16 protein-coding genes and 1 pseudogene are annotated in these 15,572 nt (G+C 49.8%); 11 read left to right on the top strand and 6 right to left on the bottom strand.

The window, feature by feature from the left end; all coding sequences use genetic code 11:
• The 3 genes and pseudogenes from EIZ48_RS18555 to bolA all read right to left on the bottom strand — a co-directional run.
• Window positions 1-140, bottom strand: a pseudogene (locus tag EIZ48_RS18555) (Na(+)-translocating NADH-quinone reductase subunit A); the annotation flags it as partial.
• Between the two features lie 410 nt (window positions 141-550).
• Complete coding sequence (locus EIZ48_RS18550) at window positions 551-1,636, bottom strand: TRAP transporter substrate-binding protein (RefSeq protein WP_160654546.1); 1,086 nt, start codon at window positions 1,634-1,636, stop codon at window positions 551-553.
• Between the two features lie 256 nt (window positions 1,637-1,892).
• Window positions 1,893-2,210 (bottom strand): transcriptional regulator BolA, encoded by a 318-nt coding sequence (gene bolA / locus EIZ48_RS18545; RefSeq protein WP_160654543.1) that lies wholly within the window; start codon window positions 2,208-2,210, stop codon window positions 1,893-1,895.
• A 198-nt stretch (window positions 2,211-2,408) separates the two neighbouring features.
• Between bolA and EIZ48_RS18540 the strand changes: the two genes are divergently transcribed.
• From EIZ48_RS18540 to yajL, 9 genes are all read left to right on the top strand, one after another.
• Window positions 2,409-3,533: a methyltransferase gene (locus EIZ48_RS18540; RefSeq protein ID WP_160654540.1), complete on the top strand. Its 1,125-nt coding sequence runs from the start codon at window positions 2,409-2,411 to the stop codon at window positions 3,531-3,533.
• 64 nt (window positions 3,534-3,597) lie between these two features.
• Window positions 3,598-4,167, top strand: coding sequence for a YajG family lipoprotein (locus tag EIZ48_RS18535; protein WP_160654536.1), 570 nt, complete (start codon window positions 3,598-3,600; stop codon window positions 4,165-4,167).
• Window positions 4,167-4,718, top strand: a complete 552-nt coding sequence (locus EIZ48_RS18530; protein ID WP_160654533.1) for a peptidylprolyl isomerase — start codon at window positions 4,167-4,169, stop codon at window positions 4,716-4,718. Before EIZ48_RS18535 ends, EIZ48_RS18530 begins: the two co-directional genes overlap by 1 nt.
• A gap of 42 nt (window positions 4,719-4,760) precedes the next feature.
• Entirely contained in the window at window positions 4,761-5,123 is a 363-nt protein-coding gene (locus EIZ48_RS18525) for a hypothetical protein (protein ID WP_075763738.1), read from the top strand.
• 191 nt (window positions 5,124-5,314) lie between these two features.
• A complete protein-coding gene (locus tag EIZ48_RS18520) occupies window positions 5,315-6,697 on the top strand; it encodes an AmpG family muropeptide MFS transporter (RefSeq protein WP_160654531.1) in 1,383 nt (460 codons plus the stop codon).
• 361 nt (window positions 6,698-7,058) lie between these two features.
• Window positions 7,059-7,850 (top strand): nucleoside-specific channel-forming Tsx family protein, encoded by a 792-nt coding sequence (locus EIZ48_RS18515; protein WP_160654528.1) that lies wholly within the window; start codon window positions 7,059-7,061, stop codon window positions 7,848-7,850.
• 361 nt (window positions 7,851-8,211) lie between these two features.
• Window positions 8,212-9,051, top strand: a complete 840-nt coding sequence (locus EIZ48_RS18510; protein WP_160654526.1) for a nucleoside-specific channel-forming Tsx family protein — start codon at window positions 8,212-8,214, stop codon at window positions 9,049-9,051.
• Between the two features lie 183 nt (window positions 9,052-9,234).
• The gene (gene panE, locus EIZ48_RS18505) at window positions 9,235-10,140 is read left to right on the top strand and encodes a 2-dehydropantoate 2-reductase (protein ID WP_160654523.1); all 906 of its coding nucleotides are present in this window, start codon (window positions 9,235-9,237) and stop codon (window positions 10,138-10,140) included.
• Window positions 10,130-10,750: a protein deglycase YajL gene (gene yajL / locus EIZ48_RS18500; protein WP_160654520.1), complete on the top strand. Its 621-nt coding sequence runs from the start codon at window positions 10,130-10,132 to the stop codon at window positions 10,748-10,750. The genes panE and yajL overlap by 11 nt, the downstream gene beginning before the upstream one ends.
• 171 nt (window positions 10,751-10,921) lie before the next feature.
• Here yajL and thiI read toward each other — a convergent pair whose 3' ends face one another.
• From thiI to pomA, 3 genes are all read right to left on the bottom strand, one after another.
• Window positions 10,922-12,370, bottom strand: coding sequence for a tRNA uracil 4-sulfurtransferase ThiI (gene thiI / locus EIZ48_RS18495; RefSeq protein ID WP_160654517.1), 1,449 nt, complete (start codon window positions 12,368-12,370; stop codon window positions 10,922-10,924).
• Between the two features lie 160 nt (window positions 12,371-12,530).
• A complete protein-coding gene (locus tag EIZ48_RS18490; protein WP_160654514.1) occupies window positions 12,531-13,448 on the bottom strand; it encodes a flagellar motor protein MotB in 918 nt (305 codons plus the stop codon).
• 11 nt (window positions 13,449-13,459) lie between these two features.
• Window positions 13,460-14,221 (bottom strand): flagellar motor protein PomA, encoded by a 762-nt coding sequence (gene pomA / locus EIZ48_RS18485; RefSeq protein WP_160654512.1) that lies wholly within the window; start codon window positions 14,219-14,221, stop codon window positions 13,460-13,462.
• 212 nt (window positions 14,222-14,433) lie between these two features.
• On the opposite strand from pomA, the gene xseB reads away from it, so the two are divergent.
• Both xseB and ispA read left to right on the top strand, forming a co-directional pair.
• Window positions 14,434-14,676 (top strand): exodeoxyribonuclease VII small subunit, encoded by a 243-nt coding sequence (gene xseB, locus EIZ48_RS18480; protein WP_075763721.1) that lies wholly within the window; start codon window positions 14,434-14,436, stop codon window positions 14,674-14,676.
• Window positions 14,669-15,571, top strand: a complete 903-nt coding sequence (gene ispA, locus EIZ48_RS18475; RefSeq protein WP_160654508.1) for a (2E,6E)-farnesyl diphosphate synthase — start codon at window positions 14,669-14,671, stop codon at window positions 15,569-15,571. The genes xseB and ispA overlap by 8 nt, the downstream gene beginning before the upstream one ends.
• Window position 15,572: the final 1 nt, after the last annotated feature.

The following is a 15,572-nucleotide window of genomic DNA, read 5'->3' as shown; positions in this document are numbered from 1 at the left end:
ACGCGGGTATGCATTGTAGGACGCATACCAACATATTCTTCGCCAAGCAAGGCGACTCGTGTGATGGTCTTACCATCATGTATCGCCTGGGCAGGAGTCCCTGAAATTGGGATATCCAGACCCTTTTTTATTGTAATCATACGCACTTGCACTACATTAACGGGAAAAAGAATTTTCTATTGCGCAATTAAGACACGACTTTCCTTCGTCCGAAGCCGGTTTTAAACCACACCGACACCGCAACATCCTATTAACTTACTTGTCACATAATTTGTGCCGAGTAATTTTGAGGCCGCGATTCTAGCATTAATCCACGTGTTTTTACTATGCCAAACCACGCTAAACGAGGTGAAAATCCATGAACATTTCAAACGCAATAGGGGTATTCGGTTATAAGTTTGAGCCAACGCACAAATGTGAGAAGTAAGCTGATTTATCAAAACATTCTCACTTGAAATACGTTGTTAACAAAAAATCAATGCCAATGAAACAGTCACAATAATGGGGCAACAAAGCCCCATTTAAGTTGTTTATTTTTTGTCATACTTTGTTAATCAATATTCACATCAGCATTATCTGATACCCGACCATATTGACGGATATCCGTAAGAAACTGGCTATATGACGAATAGATCCGCCCAACGTCCGGATCACTGGCGCTCTTTTCATTCATCAATTGCCGTGTCAACGATTTCAGCTCAGCCAGTACCTCTTCGGGAAACAGCCTGATCTCAACGCCGTGCTCATTGACCAGCACATCCAGCGCCTGCACGTTCTTCACCATATACTCATCAAGCATATCTTGGTTGATGGCGCGCGCAGCCACTACAACAATCTGTTTTAAATCATCCGGTAAGGCTTGATATGCATTTTTATTTACCAAGAACTCCAGTGTCGTACTCGGCTCTTGCCACCCCGGATAATAGTAGTACCTCGCAGCATTATGTAAACCAAATGCTAAGTCATTATAGGGGCCAACCCATTCGGTAGCATCTATCGCACCGGTCTCAAGCGCCGTAAACAACTCGCCGCCGGGCAAGCTTACCGGAATACCACCCGCCCGTTTCAGCACATCCGCGGCAAATCCGGGCAGGCGCATCTTCAATCCTTTAAGATCAGCGAGGGTGTTGATTTCTTTATTAAACCAACCTCCCATCTGAGCTCCGGTATTCCCTCCGGCCATAGGAATAACACCATAGGGCTCATAAAGTTCCTGCCAAAGCTCAAGACCGCCGCCATAGTGCAGCCAGGCATTCATCTCCTGGGCCGTCATACCAAAAGGAGTCGCAGAAAAAAAAGATGCCGCGGGAATTTTTTCCTGCCAGTAGAAGGCGGCTGAATGCCCCATCTGGGCAGTTCCTTTTGACACCGCATTGAACACGTCGAAACTGGGAACCAGTTCACCGGCGCCGTAAACCTTTATGACCAGACGACCATCACTGAGCGCATTGACCTTGTCGGCAAACCGCTCGGGAGCCAACCCCAGGCCAGGGAAACCTTTTGGCCACGAGGTAACCAGTTTCCATTCCACGGTCTTGACCTGTTGGTGTTTCTTGTCGCTGCCCTGCTCGCCACAAGCAACCAACCCCATAGCAAGCACTAACCCGATTACGATCTTACGACTACGTTGTATCATTGAATTCCCTTCTACTATCTGAACGGCCGCTGCAAAAGTCACAGAGGTTCAAGTTCTTAACAGTATAGTCAGCTCACCATCGCTGACAGCTACCTATATCGGCAAGCACCGAGAGGCAGGCTCCGCATGTCCTATGAAGGTAAATGCAATAATACGCGAATATTCAAGATAATGATGCCTGCAGATTCAAAGTTTATGACTAAAAAAACCGCAGCAAAGTGCGGTTTATCAATCAGTTCGGCGCTAATCAGGTCACTCAGTCACCCAGTTTTGACCCGCCTCCGCAAGCCGGTGACGCAGGCGCGCCGTCAACCAGGCTCTGCCATTCACTCTCGGTGTAGGTGTGTATGGCCAGTGCATGGATACTGTTGGCCAATTCTTCGGCAAGCGCCGTATTGATCGCGCGGTGACGACCAAGCAGGCGAACACCGTCAAACTGCTTGCTCACGACAACCACTTTAAAATGGCTTTCCGATCCTGGCGGGACATTGTGCATGTTGCTCTCGTTAACCACTTCAAGATGTAAAGGCTCAAAAGCTTGCTGCAGTTTTTCTTCTATACGTTCCTGGATCATTACTCTCACCTTTATCGCTATGCAATGGCCACAAAACCGCCACGAAACAATTAGCAACTTTTTCTTTAATATCTGCTCAGTAAGACAACTGACCGTAATTAATCAGCCCCAAAAGCCGGGTTTTAGTTTGCAGCGCAGGCATGTTCTGCGAAAATGGACAACTCAATTAATTGTAAACATACCCTAAAGTAACCGGTAATGAAACCAGAGCTAACCCTGCACGAGCGTGCACTGACACTCAAGCGCTACCCTGTACGAAAAAACGAAACCCTGCAAGCATGGGATGCCGCGGATGAATATCTCATCAACCATACCCAGGAGATGGCACTGGATCCTCTGCGACCAATTCTCATCATGAATGACAGTTTCGGGGCGCTAAGCTGCTGGTTCACTCAAAAAGGCCGCGTCACCAGCGTCACCGACTCGTTTATCGCCCGGCAAGGCTGCCTCGCCAACCTCAATGCCAACCAGCTACCGCATGTCAATATCGTCGACTGCCTGGCCGAGCTACCGGATAACCCGCAGCTGGTGTTAATTAAGCTGCCAAAAAACAATCGCCTGCTTACCTGGCAACTACAGCAGCTTTGTAACCTGTTACCAGAAGACTGTACTGTCATCGGTGCTGCAAAGGCCAAAGATATCCATACCTCGACGCTGAAGCTGTTTGAAAAACACCTGGGTGAAACCAAAACATCCCTGGCGGTCAAAAAAGCCCGTCTGATTTTCTGCCAGCCTAACCCGGTGCTGGCGAAGCCGCTTCCGGTCCCACAGCAATGGGAGGTTCCTGAGCATGAGCTGACAATCACCAACCATGCCAATGTCTTCTCTAGCGACAGCCTGGATATCGGTGCCCGCCTGCTGCTGGAACATATCCCGCAGAACGACAACTATCGCGACATTGTCGATTTAGGTTGTGGCAACGGTGTTATCGGCCTAAAAGCCGCTCGGCTAAATCCCCACGCATCCGTCACCTGTGTCGACGAAAGCTATATGGCTGTCGCCTCATGCCAGGCCAACGCCAAACTTAACCTGCCCACGCCGGATCAACTGACAGCCAAAGTGGGCAACTGCCTGGATGGGCTTGAACACGACAGTGCCGATCTCATTCTGTGCAACCCACCGTTCCATCAGCAAACCGCCATCACCGATCATATTGCCTGGCAAATGTTTTGTGACTCAAAGCAAGTTCTCAGAGCTAAAGGCCAGTTAATTGTCATTGGTAACCGCCACCTGGGCTACGATGGGAAACTTAGACGCTTATTTGGTAATGTGTCGGTCGTCGCCCAAAATAATAAGTTTGTGGTTTACCGTTCAGGAAAATAACCCAATGTTTTACTATTGAGCCGTTGTCTGCTCACAACGGCTTTTGTTAAGGATAGAAATAAATATGAAGAAGCTTTTTGTTGCCGCCACTGTCTTGGCACTTACTGCCTGTACGGCACCATCTGAACCACAGCTAACCATTGCGCCGACGCCTGTTGTCAGCACTCAGGCTAATGCTCAGGGTAAGTCCCTAAGCCTGGAAAGCCGCGACCTGAGAACGGCTCAGTTCATAGCCGTTGTCGACAGTGGCCGCCAGAACGTTCAGCCTCTGCACGCGACACAAAACTTACGCATCACGCTAGAACAAGCCCTGTCCCGCCAGTTGAGATCACAAGGTTACGCCATTACGCAAGATAGCCAGGGAACCATGCGTTTGGATATCCTTGAAGCCATGATCAACGTCAAGCACAGCATGATGAGCCACGAGCTTAACAGCAAACTTCAGCTTCAGTTGGTTGTCGAATCCCCGACCGGCAAGTTCGTCAAGCGCTACTCCGGCAAGTCAGAACGTAACGGTGCGATGAGTGCGTCAATGGGAGATATGGAAGAAGCAATGAACAGCCTGATCACCGCCGTATTAAAAGACATCCATTCAGATCCTGAACTGAACAACTACATGCAGGAGAACCTGTAATGCGTCGCTACCTTGTCGCTCTGCTATTGAGCTTTGCGTTGCCTGTCAGTGCCACGCAGGTGCTGATGAAGACGAACCTCGGCGAACTCACCATTCAGCTGGATGAGAAAAATGCCCCGCTATCTAGCCAGAACTTTCTGCGCTACGTCGAAGACGGTAGCTACGTTGGTACCATTTTTCATCGCGTGATCCCGGGCTTCATGGCCCAGGGCGGTGGCTTTGACAAAGATTTGCAGCGCCGGCCTACCTATCCACCGATCAAAAACGAGTCAACCAACGGCCTGAGCAATGCACGTGCAACCATAGCAATGGCACGTACTCAAGATCCTGACTCGGCAACTCGCCAGTTCTATATCAACTACCAGAACAACTCGTTTTTGGACGCTCAGGGCAGCCGCCCTGGTTATGCCGTATTCGGAAAAGTTGTGAAGGGCTTCTCAGTTATTGAAAAAATGGCTGAAATTCCTACTACAACTATCCGATCTATGGGTATGAAAGATGTCCCGCAGCAGCCTATAGTTATTAAAGCTATTACTATTATCAAAGAGTAGGCTAACGTCACCTGGCCGTTAGCTTACGACCAGGTGACTGCTATGCTAACACTGATCTCATCCCGGCCAGATGTATCTTCTGAATTGGTCAATCAGCATATCGCTGACTACGCCCCCGCCCTGGCACTAAGCGCCTTAGGTACACTAAGTGGCGATGTCAGCTACGACTCCATGAGTAAAACCTGTTCTGAACATCTGCGTGATTGGTGGAAGCTCTCGGTCGCATCGGGAACGCCAGCCGACAGTTATGAATCGGCCTATTGGTACCTGCTCCATCTGCTTGAATCACTCGAAGAGCACGAGCTACTCGGCAATAACTTTATTCAGTTTAAAGTCACAACCACAGCCCAGTTTTTGCTCGGGCTAGGCGAACACCAGAAAAAAATGCAAGGGATTAGGCCATAACCTAAAAGTGGAAAACAGGAATCAACGCCGAGTTGAAAACGTCAAAGCGAGAGTCTGGCTCTCGCTTTGTCGTATTTAACGCTTTCATTCAGCACAGCGAATCTTTTTACTGTCATTTTACTGAAGTTCCCAGTAGCTTAGATTTATAATCGAGGAAAAGCGGCAACATTGCGGATGATTTAGGGGAAGTAATGGAACAACTTATCAAGGAAAACAAACTAGGCTGGCGCGTCTATTTCGAAAAGAAAGTACTGATCATGCTGGCACTGGGGTTTTCTTCCGGCCTGCCTCTGTTGCTGGTTTTCGGCACCTTGTCATTCTGGCTCCGGGAAGCAGAAGTTAGTCGAACCGATATCGGCTTTTTTAGCTGGGTCGCTTTGGCCTATGGCTTTAAGTGGATCTGGTCTCCCTTGATTGACCGTTTTCCCGTTCCTGTACTCTCACGGCTATTAGGCCGCCGCCGCGGCTGGATGGTCTTTTCCCAGCTCTTAATCATCGCCTCGCTATGCGGTATGGCCTTTAGTAACCCGCAGGTCGATTTGGTACAGTTGGCTGTATTTGCCGTCATTGTTGCCTTTTCATCGGCTTCGCAGGATATCGTCATTGATGCCTACCGGATTGAGTTAGCAACGGAGCGCCTCCAGGCCGCCCTTGCCGCTGCCTATATGACAGGCTACCGGTTGGCGATGATCATGGCCGGTGCAGGTGCCCTGGCCTTTGCTGCCTGGCTTGGCTCCGACAGCGGCTATGATGCCAACGGCTGGAAGCAAGCCTACTTCATCATGGCATCGCTCATGCTTGTCGGCTTGATCACGGCACTTTGTATCCACGAGCCTAACATCGACAGCTCGGAAATTGACAATGTAGAACGAGAGTTCCGCCATCAGCTCACAGATAACGGTATGATGCCACAACTGGCCAGAATCATCGCCTGGTTCTATACCGCTGCCGTCATGCCGTTCAAGGACTTCTTCTCCCGCTTTGGTCGTGATGCCCTGCTCATTCTGGTACTGATTGGCTGCTACCGGATTTCAGATGTTGTAATGGGGGTGATGGCCAATGCCTTCTATGTCGATATGGGCTTTACCAAAACAGAAGTCGCTTCGGTATCAAAAGTCTATGGCGTGATCATGACCTTGCTCGGAGCAGGACTCGGTGGGATTTTAGTCAGCAAGTTCAAGACATTACGTATTCTTGCACTGGGTGCGGTACTTTCTGCCGGTACCAATATTCTGTTTATGGTATTTACCTATATGGGGAACAGCCTGCCTATGCTGACGCTGGTGATATCGGTTGATAACCTGAGTGCGGGTATCGCTACCGCAGCGTTCATTACCTATATGTCGAGTCTGACCAATGTCGCCTTTTCAGCAACCCAATATGCCCTATTTAGCTCAATTATGCTTTTATTCCCTAAGTTTATTGCTGGTTTTTCAGGCCTTTATGTCGACACATTCGGATATAACATTTTCTTCCTTACAACCGCACTGATCGGTCTGCCGGTTTTGCTGCTGATCTATGCTGTAGACAAGACCTCGAGCACCTCCTCACAAACCAGCTCAGAAGGTGGTTAGGCAACCAATCTCACAGCATCATTAAGAACCAAGCACCAACCGGAAGTATTCTGTTGATGAAGAGTACTTCCGCCCTTCATTTATCTCACTTTTCTATGTCGATAACGCCCTCAAAACTGCGGTTAGATAAGCGCTTTATCATTTAGTTCAGAAAAATTTCACTGAAAGCACTAAAAATAACGATCGAGATCACCATTACCCCACCTTGCAATCGATTACAAAGGATCGCGATCACGTTTAGGAAAGGATTGCGCAATCGTTACATTCACAAGAGTGACATAAAACAATAGAATCACCGCCATAAATACGGACAACGTATAAATAAGTCCGAAAGATAAAACACAATTAGCGAGGCTTCACCATGCGTAAATCACTAGTAGCACTTAGCGTTCTAGCTGCAACAGCTCTACCTGCCGCAGTTAATGCTGCAGATTACTCTGACGACATCCACAAGAACGACTACAGCTGGTCACAATTCAACCTAATGTACGCTTTTGACGAGCTACCAGGTGAATCAAGCCATGACTACCTGGAAATGGAATTCGGCGGCCGCTCTGGCATCTTCGACCTGTACGGCTACGTTGATGTATTCAACCTGACCAGCGACAAAGATAGTGATAAGCAGGGCAAAGAAAAGATCTTCATGAAATTTGCACCACGTATGTCTCTGGATGCAGTAACTGGCAAAGATCTGTCTTTCGGCCCAGTTCAGGAGCTATACGTTGCTACTCTTATGGAGTGGGGCGGTAACTCTGGTGTAAACAACCAGAAAATCGGTCTGGGTTCAGATGTGATGGTTCCTTGGTTGGGCAAAATCGGCCTGAACCTATATGCTTCATACCGCGGCAACGACCATGAGTGGAACGGCTACCACCTAGCCACTAACTGGTTCAAACCATTCCACTTCTTCGACAACGGCAGCTTCCTGTCTTACCAGGGTTACATCGATTACGAATTCGGTCTAGACGATGGTCCAAACACTGGCGGCGCGAGCAGCGGTGGTGCAATGTTCAACGGTCTGTACTGGCACTCTGACCGCTATGCGGTAGGTTACGGCCTGAAAGCATACAAAGACATCTACGGTATCAAAGACTCTGATGGCTTTAAATCTACAGGTGTAGGTCACTACATCTCTGTTACCTACAAGTTCTAAGTTAATTTGTACTTAGCTAGATGAAAGGCGCCTTTGGCGCCTTTTTGTTATTTGCTACGAATATATCTCGAAAGTAAGATTGAAATTACTTACGAGACATCCCCGCTTTCTAGTTCATTTTCTTCCATATTTTCCCCGACTATTTTCCCAACAACTGAGAAATACGACTTAGCAATAAGACAGAAGCACAGCGCTGAGAATATGCGCTAGCCTTTGCTGTATGAGCGCGAAGTATATTTTTACTCCTACAACACGCTCACGAACACTTCTTGTCATGCCTTTCAAGACCGTGGCAATACCTAGAAAAGCAAACTGACGAGAAGAACAACAAGCAATGGCAAATGGTTAGCGGGAAGTCATCATGTATAAAACTCTGGCAGCTCTTAGTATCAGTTCCGCCCTCGCCCTTTCCGGTGCGAGCTTTGCCGTCGACTATTCCGACGACATCAGAAAAAATGACTATAAGTGGTTCACTTTTAACCTGATGCAAAGTATCAACAACCGCATCCCTTTCGGGTTCCAGGATGATACCTACTTCGAGATGGAGTTTGGCGGCCGTTCCGGTTGGCTGGATCTCTATGGGTATCTGGATGTTTTCGATGTGCTTAACTCCAGCAACTCGGACCGAAACAAACCTGAAGGCAGCAATGACTTTGCAGATAACTTCTTCTTCAAGTTTGCACCAAGAGCATCATTAGATGCACTAACTGGCAAAGATCTTTCCTTCGGGCCGGTTCAGGAACTCTATATATCGACAGTAACCAATGTGGGTGATAATGCCCTGTTCGAACACTATATAGGGATAGGGTCAGATGTTGAGGTTCCCTGGTTCGGGAAAGTAGGGCTCAATACCTATGCCCGCTATGTCCGCGAAAACTTCGGGGCAGACAACGAAAGTGAGTGGGATGGTTACATGATTTCCACTAACTGGTTCAAGCCTTGGTATACCCTCAGCAGCGGCGATTTCATCACCTATCAGGGGTACCTGGATTATAAATTCGGTGCCTCGAAGATATCGGATGATGTCAACCGGACAACAACAGCGGTTGAATGGTTCAACGGTATTTACTATCACACCCCGCAGTGGGCTTTTGGCTATGGTGCTAAGTACTACCACAATATGGCACTGTTCAAAGACGGCGGTTTTGCCGGCGATACCACAGGCTGGGGTCACTACTTCTCGATCAACTACAAATTCTGACCCTATGGATCCTATTCTTTTCTGACTTTCAGTGGCGCATCCATAGCAATATGAATGCGCCTTCTTTTGCCTGTTCTCCCTCTCCAGCAGAAAATGCTATCCTGCTTTCTTCGTATAGCTCTCAGTATAAGTAACGTTAAAATACTGGCGCCAATTGAAATCAACACAAAAAGGAAGGTTCAGGTGAAATTAACCGTTGTCGGTGCCGGTGCCGTCGGCCGTTTATGGGGATGCAAACTATCACTGCAGCACGAGGTTCATTTCTGGACCCGAGATAGCGCCCCGAGTTTGACAGTAGAGCTAAACCCGTTAGCACCGAATGAAAAATCAGCGACCTGCAGCTTTCCAGCCAATCAGCCCGCCCGGTTAACCCAGGCTGACAGCATTCTTGTCACCGTTAAAGCCTTCCAGGTTGAACAGGCTCTCGAGGACATTCGCCGTCACCTAAGACCAGAAACCCCGGTCATTATTATGCACAACGGGATGGGAACTCAGGACATAGCCCGTAAACTGTTACCAGAGAACCCGTTGCTCTACGCGACTACGGCACAGGCAGCCTTTCGCCCCGACGAGCAGCAGGTCAGTCATACCGGCATCGGGCAAACCTGGCTAGGCGCCCTGAACACGACAGGCAGAAGACACAAAGCGCTGGCTAATGAGCTGGACTATGCCCTTCCCCCCTGCCAGTGGCATGATGATATCGCCTACCCGCTGTGGCAAAAACTGGCTATCAACTGTGCCATCAACCCACTGACCGCGATTCACCAGTGCCGTAACGGTGAACTGGCCAATCAGAACTACAGCCAGCAGCTCACAGATATCTGCCACGAAGTCGCCCAGGTGATGACCGCTGAGGGTTATCCAATAAACTGCGATGAACTGAAGCACCTGGCCGACAAGGTGATTAAAGCCACCAGCCAGAACTTTTCTTCTATGAATCAAGATATTTGCCAGCATAGACCCACTGAAATCGACTATATTACTGGCTATCTGATTGTCCGGGCTAAAGCACACGGGATCACCGTTCCGGTCAATACCCGGCTATGGCAACAAATTAAACAACTGGAGCAACACGATAATGACCAATGACGCTCAGCAACGTCCAATCAAAGTGGCGGTCTGTATCGCCCCTGGCACCGAAGAAATGGAAGCGATCAACACTATCGATATCCTGATCCGCGCCGGCTTTGAGGTCACCACAGCCAGCGCAGCCTCTGACGGCGCATTAATCGTCGAGGGCTCACGCGGGATCAAGCTGGTGGCTGATGTCGCGCTGGTGTCAATTGCTGACGACCCTTTTGACTGTGTCGTCCTGCCCGGCGGCCTTGGCGGTGCAGAGTGCTTCCGCGACAGTCCGTTACTGGTCGAGTTCGTCAACCAGCATAAATATGACGGCAAACTGGTGGCAGCGATTTGTGCCTCGCCGGCCGTAGTGCTTGAGCACCACCAAATGTATCCGAAGGCTATTATGACGGCGCACCCGGCCTTTATAGAGCAGATCCCGGAAGATCGTCGCCGTACCAAGCGTGTCGTCTTTGATGTCAACGGCAACCTGCTGACCAGCCAGGGGCCGGGCACCTCGCAGGAGTTCGCCCTGGAAATTGTCGTCCGTCTGGCAGGCAAGGAGAAGGCAGCAGAAGTGGCCAAGCCAATGGTGGTATGGCCGAACATGCACTATGAGGTGCTGCCAAGGGCATAGGCTGTTTTACTTAACCCCACCCTAACCCTCCCTTAAAAAGAGGAGGGAACAAAGAATCACCTCCTACTTTTTAAGAGGGAGGACGGGAGGGGGGTTGCAGGCCCCAATAACAAAAAAACGAGAGCCAATTGGCTCTCGTTATTATTGATGTGCGTTTAAGCTCTATCCCTTTTAAGGACGATAGACCTTAACGTTATCAAAGCCGTTTTCTTTCAGGTACAGTGCCTGAAGGCGACTCATCACACCACGGTCACAGTACAGCAAATAGGTGTTGTCTTGCGGCAGATCGCCAAACTGTGTTGCCAGTTTATAGAACGGCAGATGCTTAACCTCGACATTTTCAATTTCCAGCGGGTTTTCATCTTCTTCGTCCGGGCTGCGGATATCGAGGACAATGGCACCGTTGTCGATCTGATCAACTAGTTCAATCTCCGGCGCCTGTTCCTGGCTTTCTTTTGCGATGTCACGAATATCAATCACACGGGCTTCTTGAACCACACGATCAAGCACTGCAAAATCAAATTTCGCCTCTTCAGTTTCCAGCTTTTCTTTTACGGCCTTCACTGTCGGGCTCTTGGAGATGACACCGCAGAATTCCGGCATGGTCTTGGCGAAATCTTCGGTACCAATATCACGCGCGACATTAATAATGTCTTCTTTGTCCCAGTTAATGAGCGGGCGCAGGATCAAGGTATCCGTCACGTTATCGATATGGCGCAAATTGGTCAGCGTCTGGCTTGAAACCTGACCAAGAGCTTCACCAGTGACCAGCGCCTGAAGACCCATGCGTTCGGCAACCTGGCCGGCAGCACGCATAAACATACGCTTAAGTACGACACCCATCTGACCATCGGCCACATTTTCCAGAATTTCGGCAACTACCGGTTCGAAGTCAATCGCAATAAATTTAACTTTGGCTGATGAACCGTATTTGTTCCAAAGGAAATGCGAAACCTGCTTAACGCCGATTTCATGAGCCGGACCGCCAAGATTGAAGAAACAGTAGTGCACCTTGCTACCGCGCTTGATATGCAGATAGCTCGATACACCCGAGTCAAAACCACCGGAAATCAGGCTCAGCACATCTTCCTGAGTCCCCAGAGGAAAACCACCCAGCCCCTTATGGCGCGCCAGGACCTGATTCAGCTTGTCCTGAGCAACTTCGATTTTTACGGTAACGTCCGGATTTTTCAGTTTGACAGAAGCAGATTCAACCGCCTGATTCAGGCCGCCACCTACGTAGCGCTCCAGTTCAATCGAGGTGAAGTCATGTTTGCCTGTTCGCTTGGCGCGTACGCAGAACGTCTTACCTTCAATCTGGTCGCGGACGTGATCTAGTGTCTGCTCGTAGATATCGTGCATGTCAGTGAAGTCACTTTGCTTCACTTCCAGCGAATGGTGAATACCTGGCGTTTGTGTTAATACCGCCAGAACCTGATCACGAATGCTGTCATCTTTTGATGACACTTCGATGTGACTACGGCGATTTTGTACCGCTACGGAATCGGACAAACGCTGAACAATAATGCGGATGTTGCTTTCCAGGATTTTGGTGAAGCGCTTTCGGACAGAATCACTCTTTACAAAAATCTCAGGATGGGGTTTAACGATAAATTTCATAACACGCTTCGCTACACTGGGCCAAACAATACCAAAAGGATTAATCCTTAAAGGGATCAAAGGCGCGGATTATACAGCAAGCAGGCTGTTGCTGAAACAAGGATATACAGGGTGAGCTCCCTTCCCTGTATATCATTCCACTATTAGGTTTAGTGTAGGCTTAATTTTCGCCGCTAGGCACTTCATCCGAATAATAGGGTTCGCCCTGCATGATAGAAATCTCGACCCGGCGGTTTTCTTTGCGTTGCGCCTCGGTCTTGTTGTTGTTCAGCGGTGCTGTATCGGCCAACCCAACCACCCGCAGGCGCTTGTGCTCGAAGCCATCCACTTTTTCCATCTCCTGGGCAACCGACACGGCGCGCTGTGCCGACAAATCCCAGTTGGAACGGTATAGCTCAGAATCCAGTTTCTGGTTATCGGTATGGCCGGAGACACGGATCACGCCGGGCACATCCTTGACCAAATCGGCAACCTGCCTCACCAGCGGCCTGAATTTGGGCTGCAAGAAAGCAGAGCCGGCAGGGAACGATCCCTTCTCCTTGATCCGGATAACCACCTGCTGACCGAAACTTTCCACTTCAACCGCCCCGTCCTGGATCTCACGGTCAAGCGCCTTCTGCAGGATTTCCATCAGCTGCTCCTGTGATTCCGACAGTTCAGAATCACTGTTCTGCTTCTGCTCGGTCGACAAGTCAGCACTCTGCCCGCCCGTCATCTTGCCGGCGTCGCGCTGGGTACCACCAGCCCTGTCGGACTCGCCCTCATGAAAATCCAGCGAACGCTGGGTCATGTCTATCGTCTGCTGCATGATAACTTCAATCGGCGTCGGCTCCGGGCGCCCAGGACGAAACTCCTGGGCAATCACGCTGGTCCCTTTCGGAATATCTTTCACTTCCAGCATATTCTGAACACCGAAAGCAAACTTCATCGAGCCGGCAATTTGCTTAAACTTCAGTACATCCATCTCCGAGAAGGACAGCAGAAGTACAAAGAAACACATCAGCAGTGACATCAAGTCGGCGAAGGTACCCATCCAGGCCGGTAGCCCCGGGGGGGGACATTTGCATTCTTCTTCCATCGTCCCTCCTGTTACTCGTCGCCGTCGATGCTACGTTTCTTCTCGTTCAGATAGTTTTTCAGGTAGCCGTCAATCACCCGCGGGTTCTGGCCGTCCTGAATAGCCAGCACCCCGTCGAGGATAAGGCGACGGTTCAGCTTTTCTTCATCCTTGCGCAGCTCAAGCTTGGCGGCAATCGGCAGCATCACCATGTTCGCCAGAACCGCACCGTAGAGCGTGGTCAAAAGGGCAACGGCCATCGCCGGGCCAATCGACTTGGGATCATCCATGTTGGACAGCATCGCAACCAGACCGATCAGCGTACCGATCATCCCCATCGCCGGCGCCACATCGCCGAGGGCCTTGAAAATACCCGCCCCCAGCTCATGACGCTCGTTGGTCAGGGCAATATCTTTCTGCAAGGTTGCCCGGACCACGTCGGCATCATGACCGTCAACCAGCAAATCGATACCTTTGCGCAAGAAGGAGTTTTCCACTTCCATTTCTTCCAGCGCAAGAAAACCGCCCTTACGGGCCGCATCGGCCATCTCGACCACTTTGGCAATCAAGTCTTCAGGGTTGTCCGTCTTGAACATAAAGGCCTTGGCGGCAATTTTCGCAGCGCCGAAAAACTGCCCGATACTGTATTGCATCAGTGCAACAAACATCGAGCCACAAAATACGATCAAAATCGACTGCGTATCAATGAACATACTGATACTACCGCCCAGTACCATCGCCATGATAACGAAGGCAAATGACCCGATTAAACCTATGAGGGTAGCCAAATCCACCGGTAATTCTCCAACTTGCGACACGTAGCCAAAATGATTTCTGTGGCTATTCTAACCAACTCAGACTATATCGGCACCATTGAATTTTGATTTAGCTTTCTTGACAGCAAAACTCGAAAATAACTGTTGGCGACACAGAATCCTGTGACATAATTTGACGCTGTAAACTCTCTACGTTATTTTTCCTGCACTTAAATCATAGTGAACCCTTTATGGCAGCTAAAAAACCTGAAAATATGGCGTTTGAAGCCGCACTGGACGAACTAGACAGCATCGTAAATGAGCTGGAATCCGGTGACATTGCGCTCGAAGATGCGCTGAAGAAATTTGAGCGTGGCATTGCGCTTGCCCGTAGCAGCCAGCAAAAACTGACTCAGGCCGAGCAGCGAGTAGAGATTCTGCTTCAGGCAGATGATGAAGCCCCCCTGACTGAATTTGATGCCGATAATGAATAAAAACACTTCCCTGTCACAGTCTCTGCAGTATTACCAGCAGCGTAATAACCAGCAACTGGCACAATGGATCTTGTCGCAGCCGTACGCTGAACAGCCTCTCATCGAGGCCATGAAGCACGGTACGTTGCTGGGTGGCAAACGTGCTCGCCCTTTCCTGACCTATGTAACAGGTCAGATGCTTGGTGCTGATTGTGCTAATCTAGATACTCCAGCGGCGGCAGTGGAATGCATTCATGCGTATTCGTTAATTCATGACGATCTGCCGGCGATGGACAACGATGACTTGCGCCGTGGTCAGCCGACCTGCCATATTGCCTTTGACGAGGCGACAGCCATTCTGGCGGGCGACTCGCTGCAGACGCTGGCTTTTGAAATTCTGGCAACCGGTCCCTTGAGCGAAGGCGGAGAAACATACCGCATCCAGATGGTCAGGGAGCTGGCACAGGCATCAGGCGCGGCCGGGATGTGTATGGGACAGGCACTGGATCTGGCGGCAGAGGGACAGGATGTCACGCTGCAGGAGCTGGAAACCATCCACAAGCATAAAACCGGCGCCTTGATCCGCTGTGCGATTCGCCTCGGGGCACTTGCCGCCGGTGACAAAGGTGCCGAGATACTGCCTCAGCTCAACCAATATGCGGATGCTATCGGCCTGGCCTTCCAGGTTCAGGACGATATTCTGGACGTTACCAGCGACACAGAAACCTTGGGCAAACCGCAAGGTTCCGATCTCGAACTGGAAAAAAGTACCTACCCGGCCTTGCTCGGATTGGAAGGTGCGAAGCAAAAAGCTCAGCAACTTTATCAAGAAGCGCTACAAGCATTGGACGCAATACCCTACAATACAGACCAATTAGAAGTTTTTGCCCGATACGTCATCGAGCGCAATAACTAAA

The sequence above is a fragment of the Photobacterium alginatilyticum genome (genome assembly GCF_009910675.1).
GTDB classification, from domain to species: Bacteria; Pseudomonadota; Gammaproteobacteria; order Enterobacterales; family Vibrionaceae; genus Photobacterium; species Photobacterium alginatilyticum.
The sequence above is the reverse complement of the archived record's forward strand: the minus strand, read 5'-3'. Positions and strand labels throughout refer to the sequence as shown.

Excerpts from the sequence above, each read along its gene's own strand:
- ispA (WP_160654508.1), top strand. The coding sequence starts at position 14,669 with ATGAATAAAAACACTTCCCTGTCACAGTCTCTGCAGTATTACCAGCAG.
- EIZ48_RS18510 (WP_160654526.1), top strand. The coding sequence starts at position 8,212 with ATGTATAAAACTCTGGCAGCTCTTAGTATCAGTTCCGCCCTCGCCCTT.
- EIZ48_RS18550 (WP_160654546.1), bottom strand. The coding sequence starts at position 1,636 with ATGATACAACGTAGTCGTAAGATCGTAATCGGGTTAGTGCTTGCTATG.
- EIZ48_RS18515 (WP_160654528.1), top strand. The coding sequence starts at position 7,059 with ATGCGTAAATCACTAGTAGCACTTAGCGTTCTAGCTGCAACAGCTCTA.
- EIZ48_RS18535 (WP_160654536.1), top strand. The coding sequence starts at position 3,598 with ATGAAGAAGCTTTTTGTTGCCGCCACTGTCTTGGCACTTACTGCCTGT.
- EIZ48_RS18540 (WP_160654540.1), top strand. The coding sequence starts at position 2,409 with ATGAAACCAGAGCTAACCCTGCACGAGCGTGCACTGACACTCAAGCGC.
- EIZ48_RS18520 (WP_160654531.1), top strand. The coding sequence starts at position 5,315 with ATGGAACAACTTATCAAGGAAAACAAACTAGGCTGGCGCGTCTATTTC.
- yajL (WP_160654520.1), top strand. The coding sequence starts at position 10,130 with ATGACCAATGACGCTCAGCAACGTCCAATCAAAGTGGCGGTCTGTATC.
- EIZ48_RS18530 (WP_160654533.1), top strand. The coding sequence starts at position 4,167 with ATGCGTCGCTACCTTGTCGCTCTGCTATTGAGCTTTGCGTTGCCTGTC.
- thiI (WP_160654517.1), bottom strand. The coding sequence starts at position 12,370 with ATGAAATTTATCGTTAAACCCCATCCTGAGATTTTTGTAAAGAGTGAT.
- EIZ48_RS18490 (WP_160654514.1), bottom strand. The coding sequence starts at position 13,448 with ATGGAAGAAGAATGCAAATGTCCCCCCCCGGGGCTACCGGCCTGGATG.
- bolA (WP_160654543.1), bottom strand. The coding sequence starts at position 2,210 with ATGATCCAGGAACGTATAGAAGAAAAACTGCAGCAAGCTTTTGAGCCT.
- EIZ48_RS18525 (WP_075763738.1), top strand. The coding sequence starts at position 4,761 with ATGCTAACACTGATCTCATCCCGGCCAGATGTATCTTCTGAATTGGTC.
- xseB (WP_075763721.1), top strand. The coding sequence starts at position 14,434 with ATGGCAGCTAAAAAACCTGAAAATATGGCGTTTGAAGCCGCACTGGAC.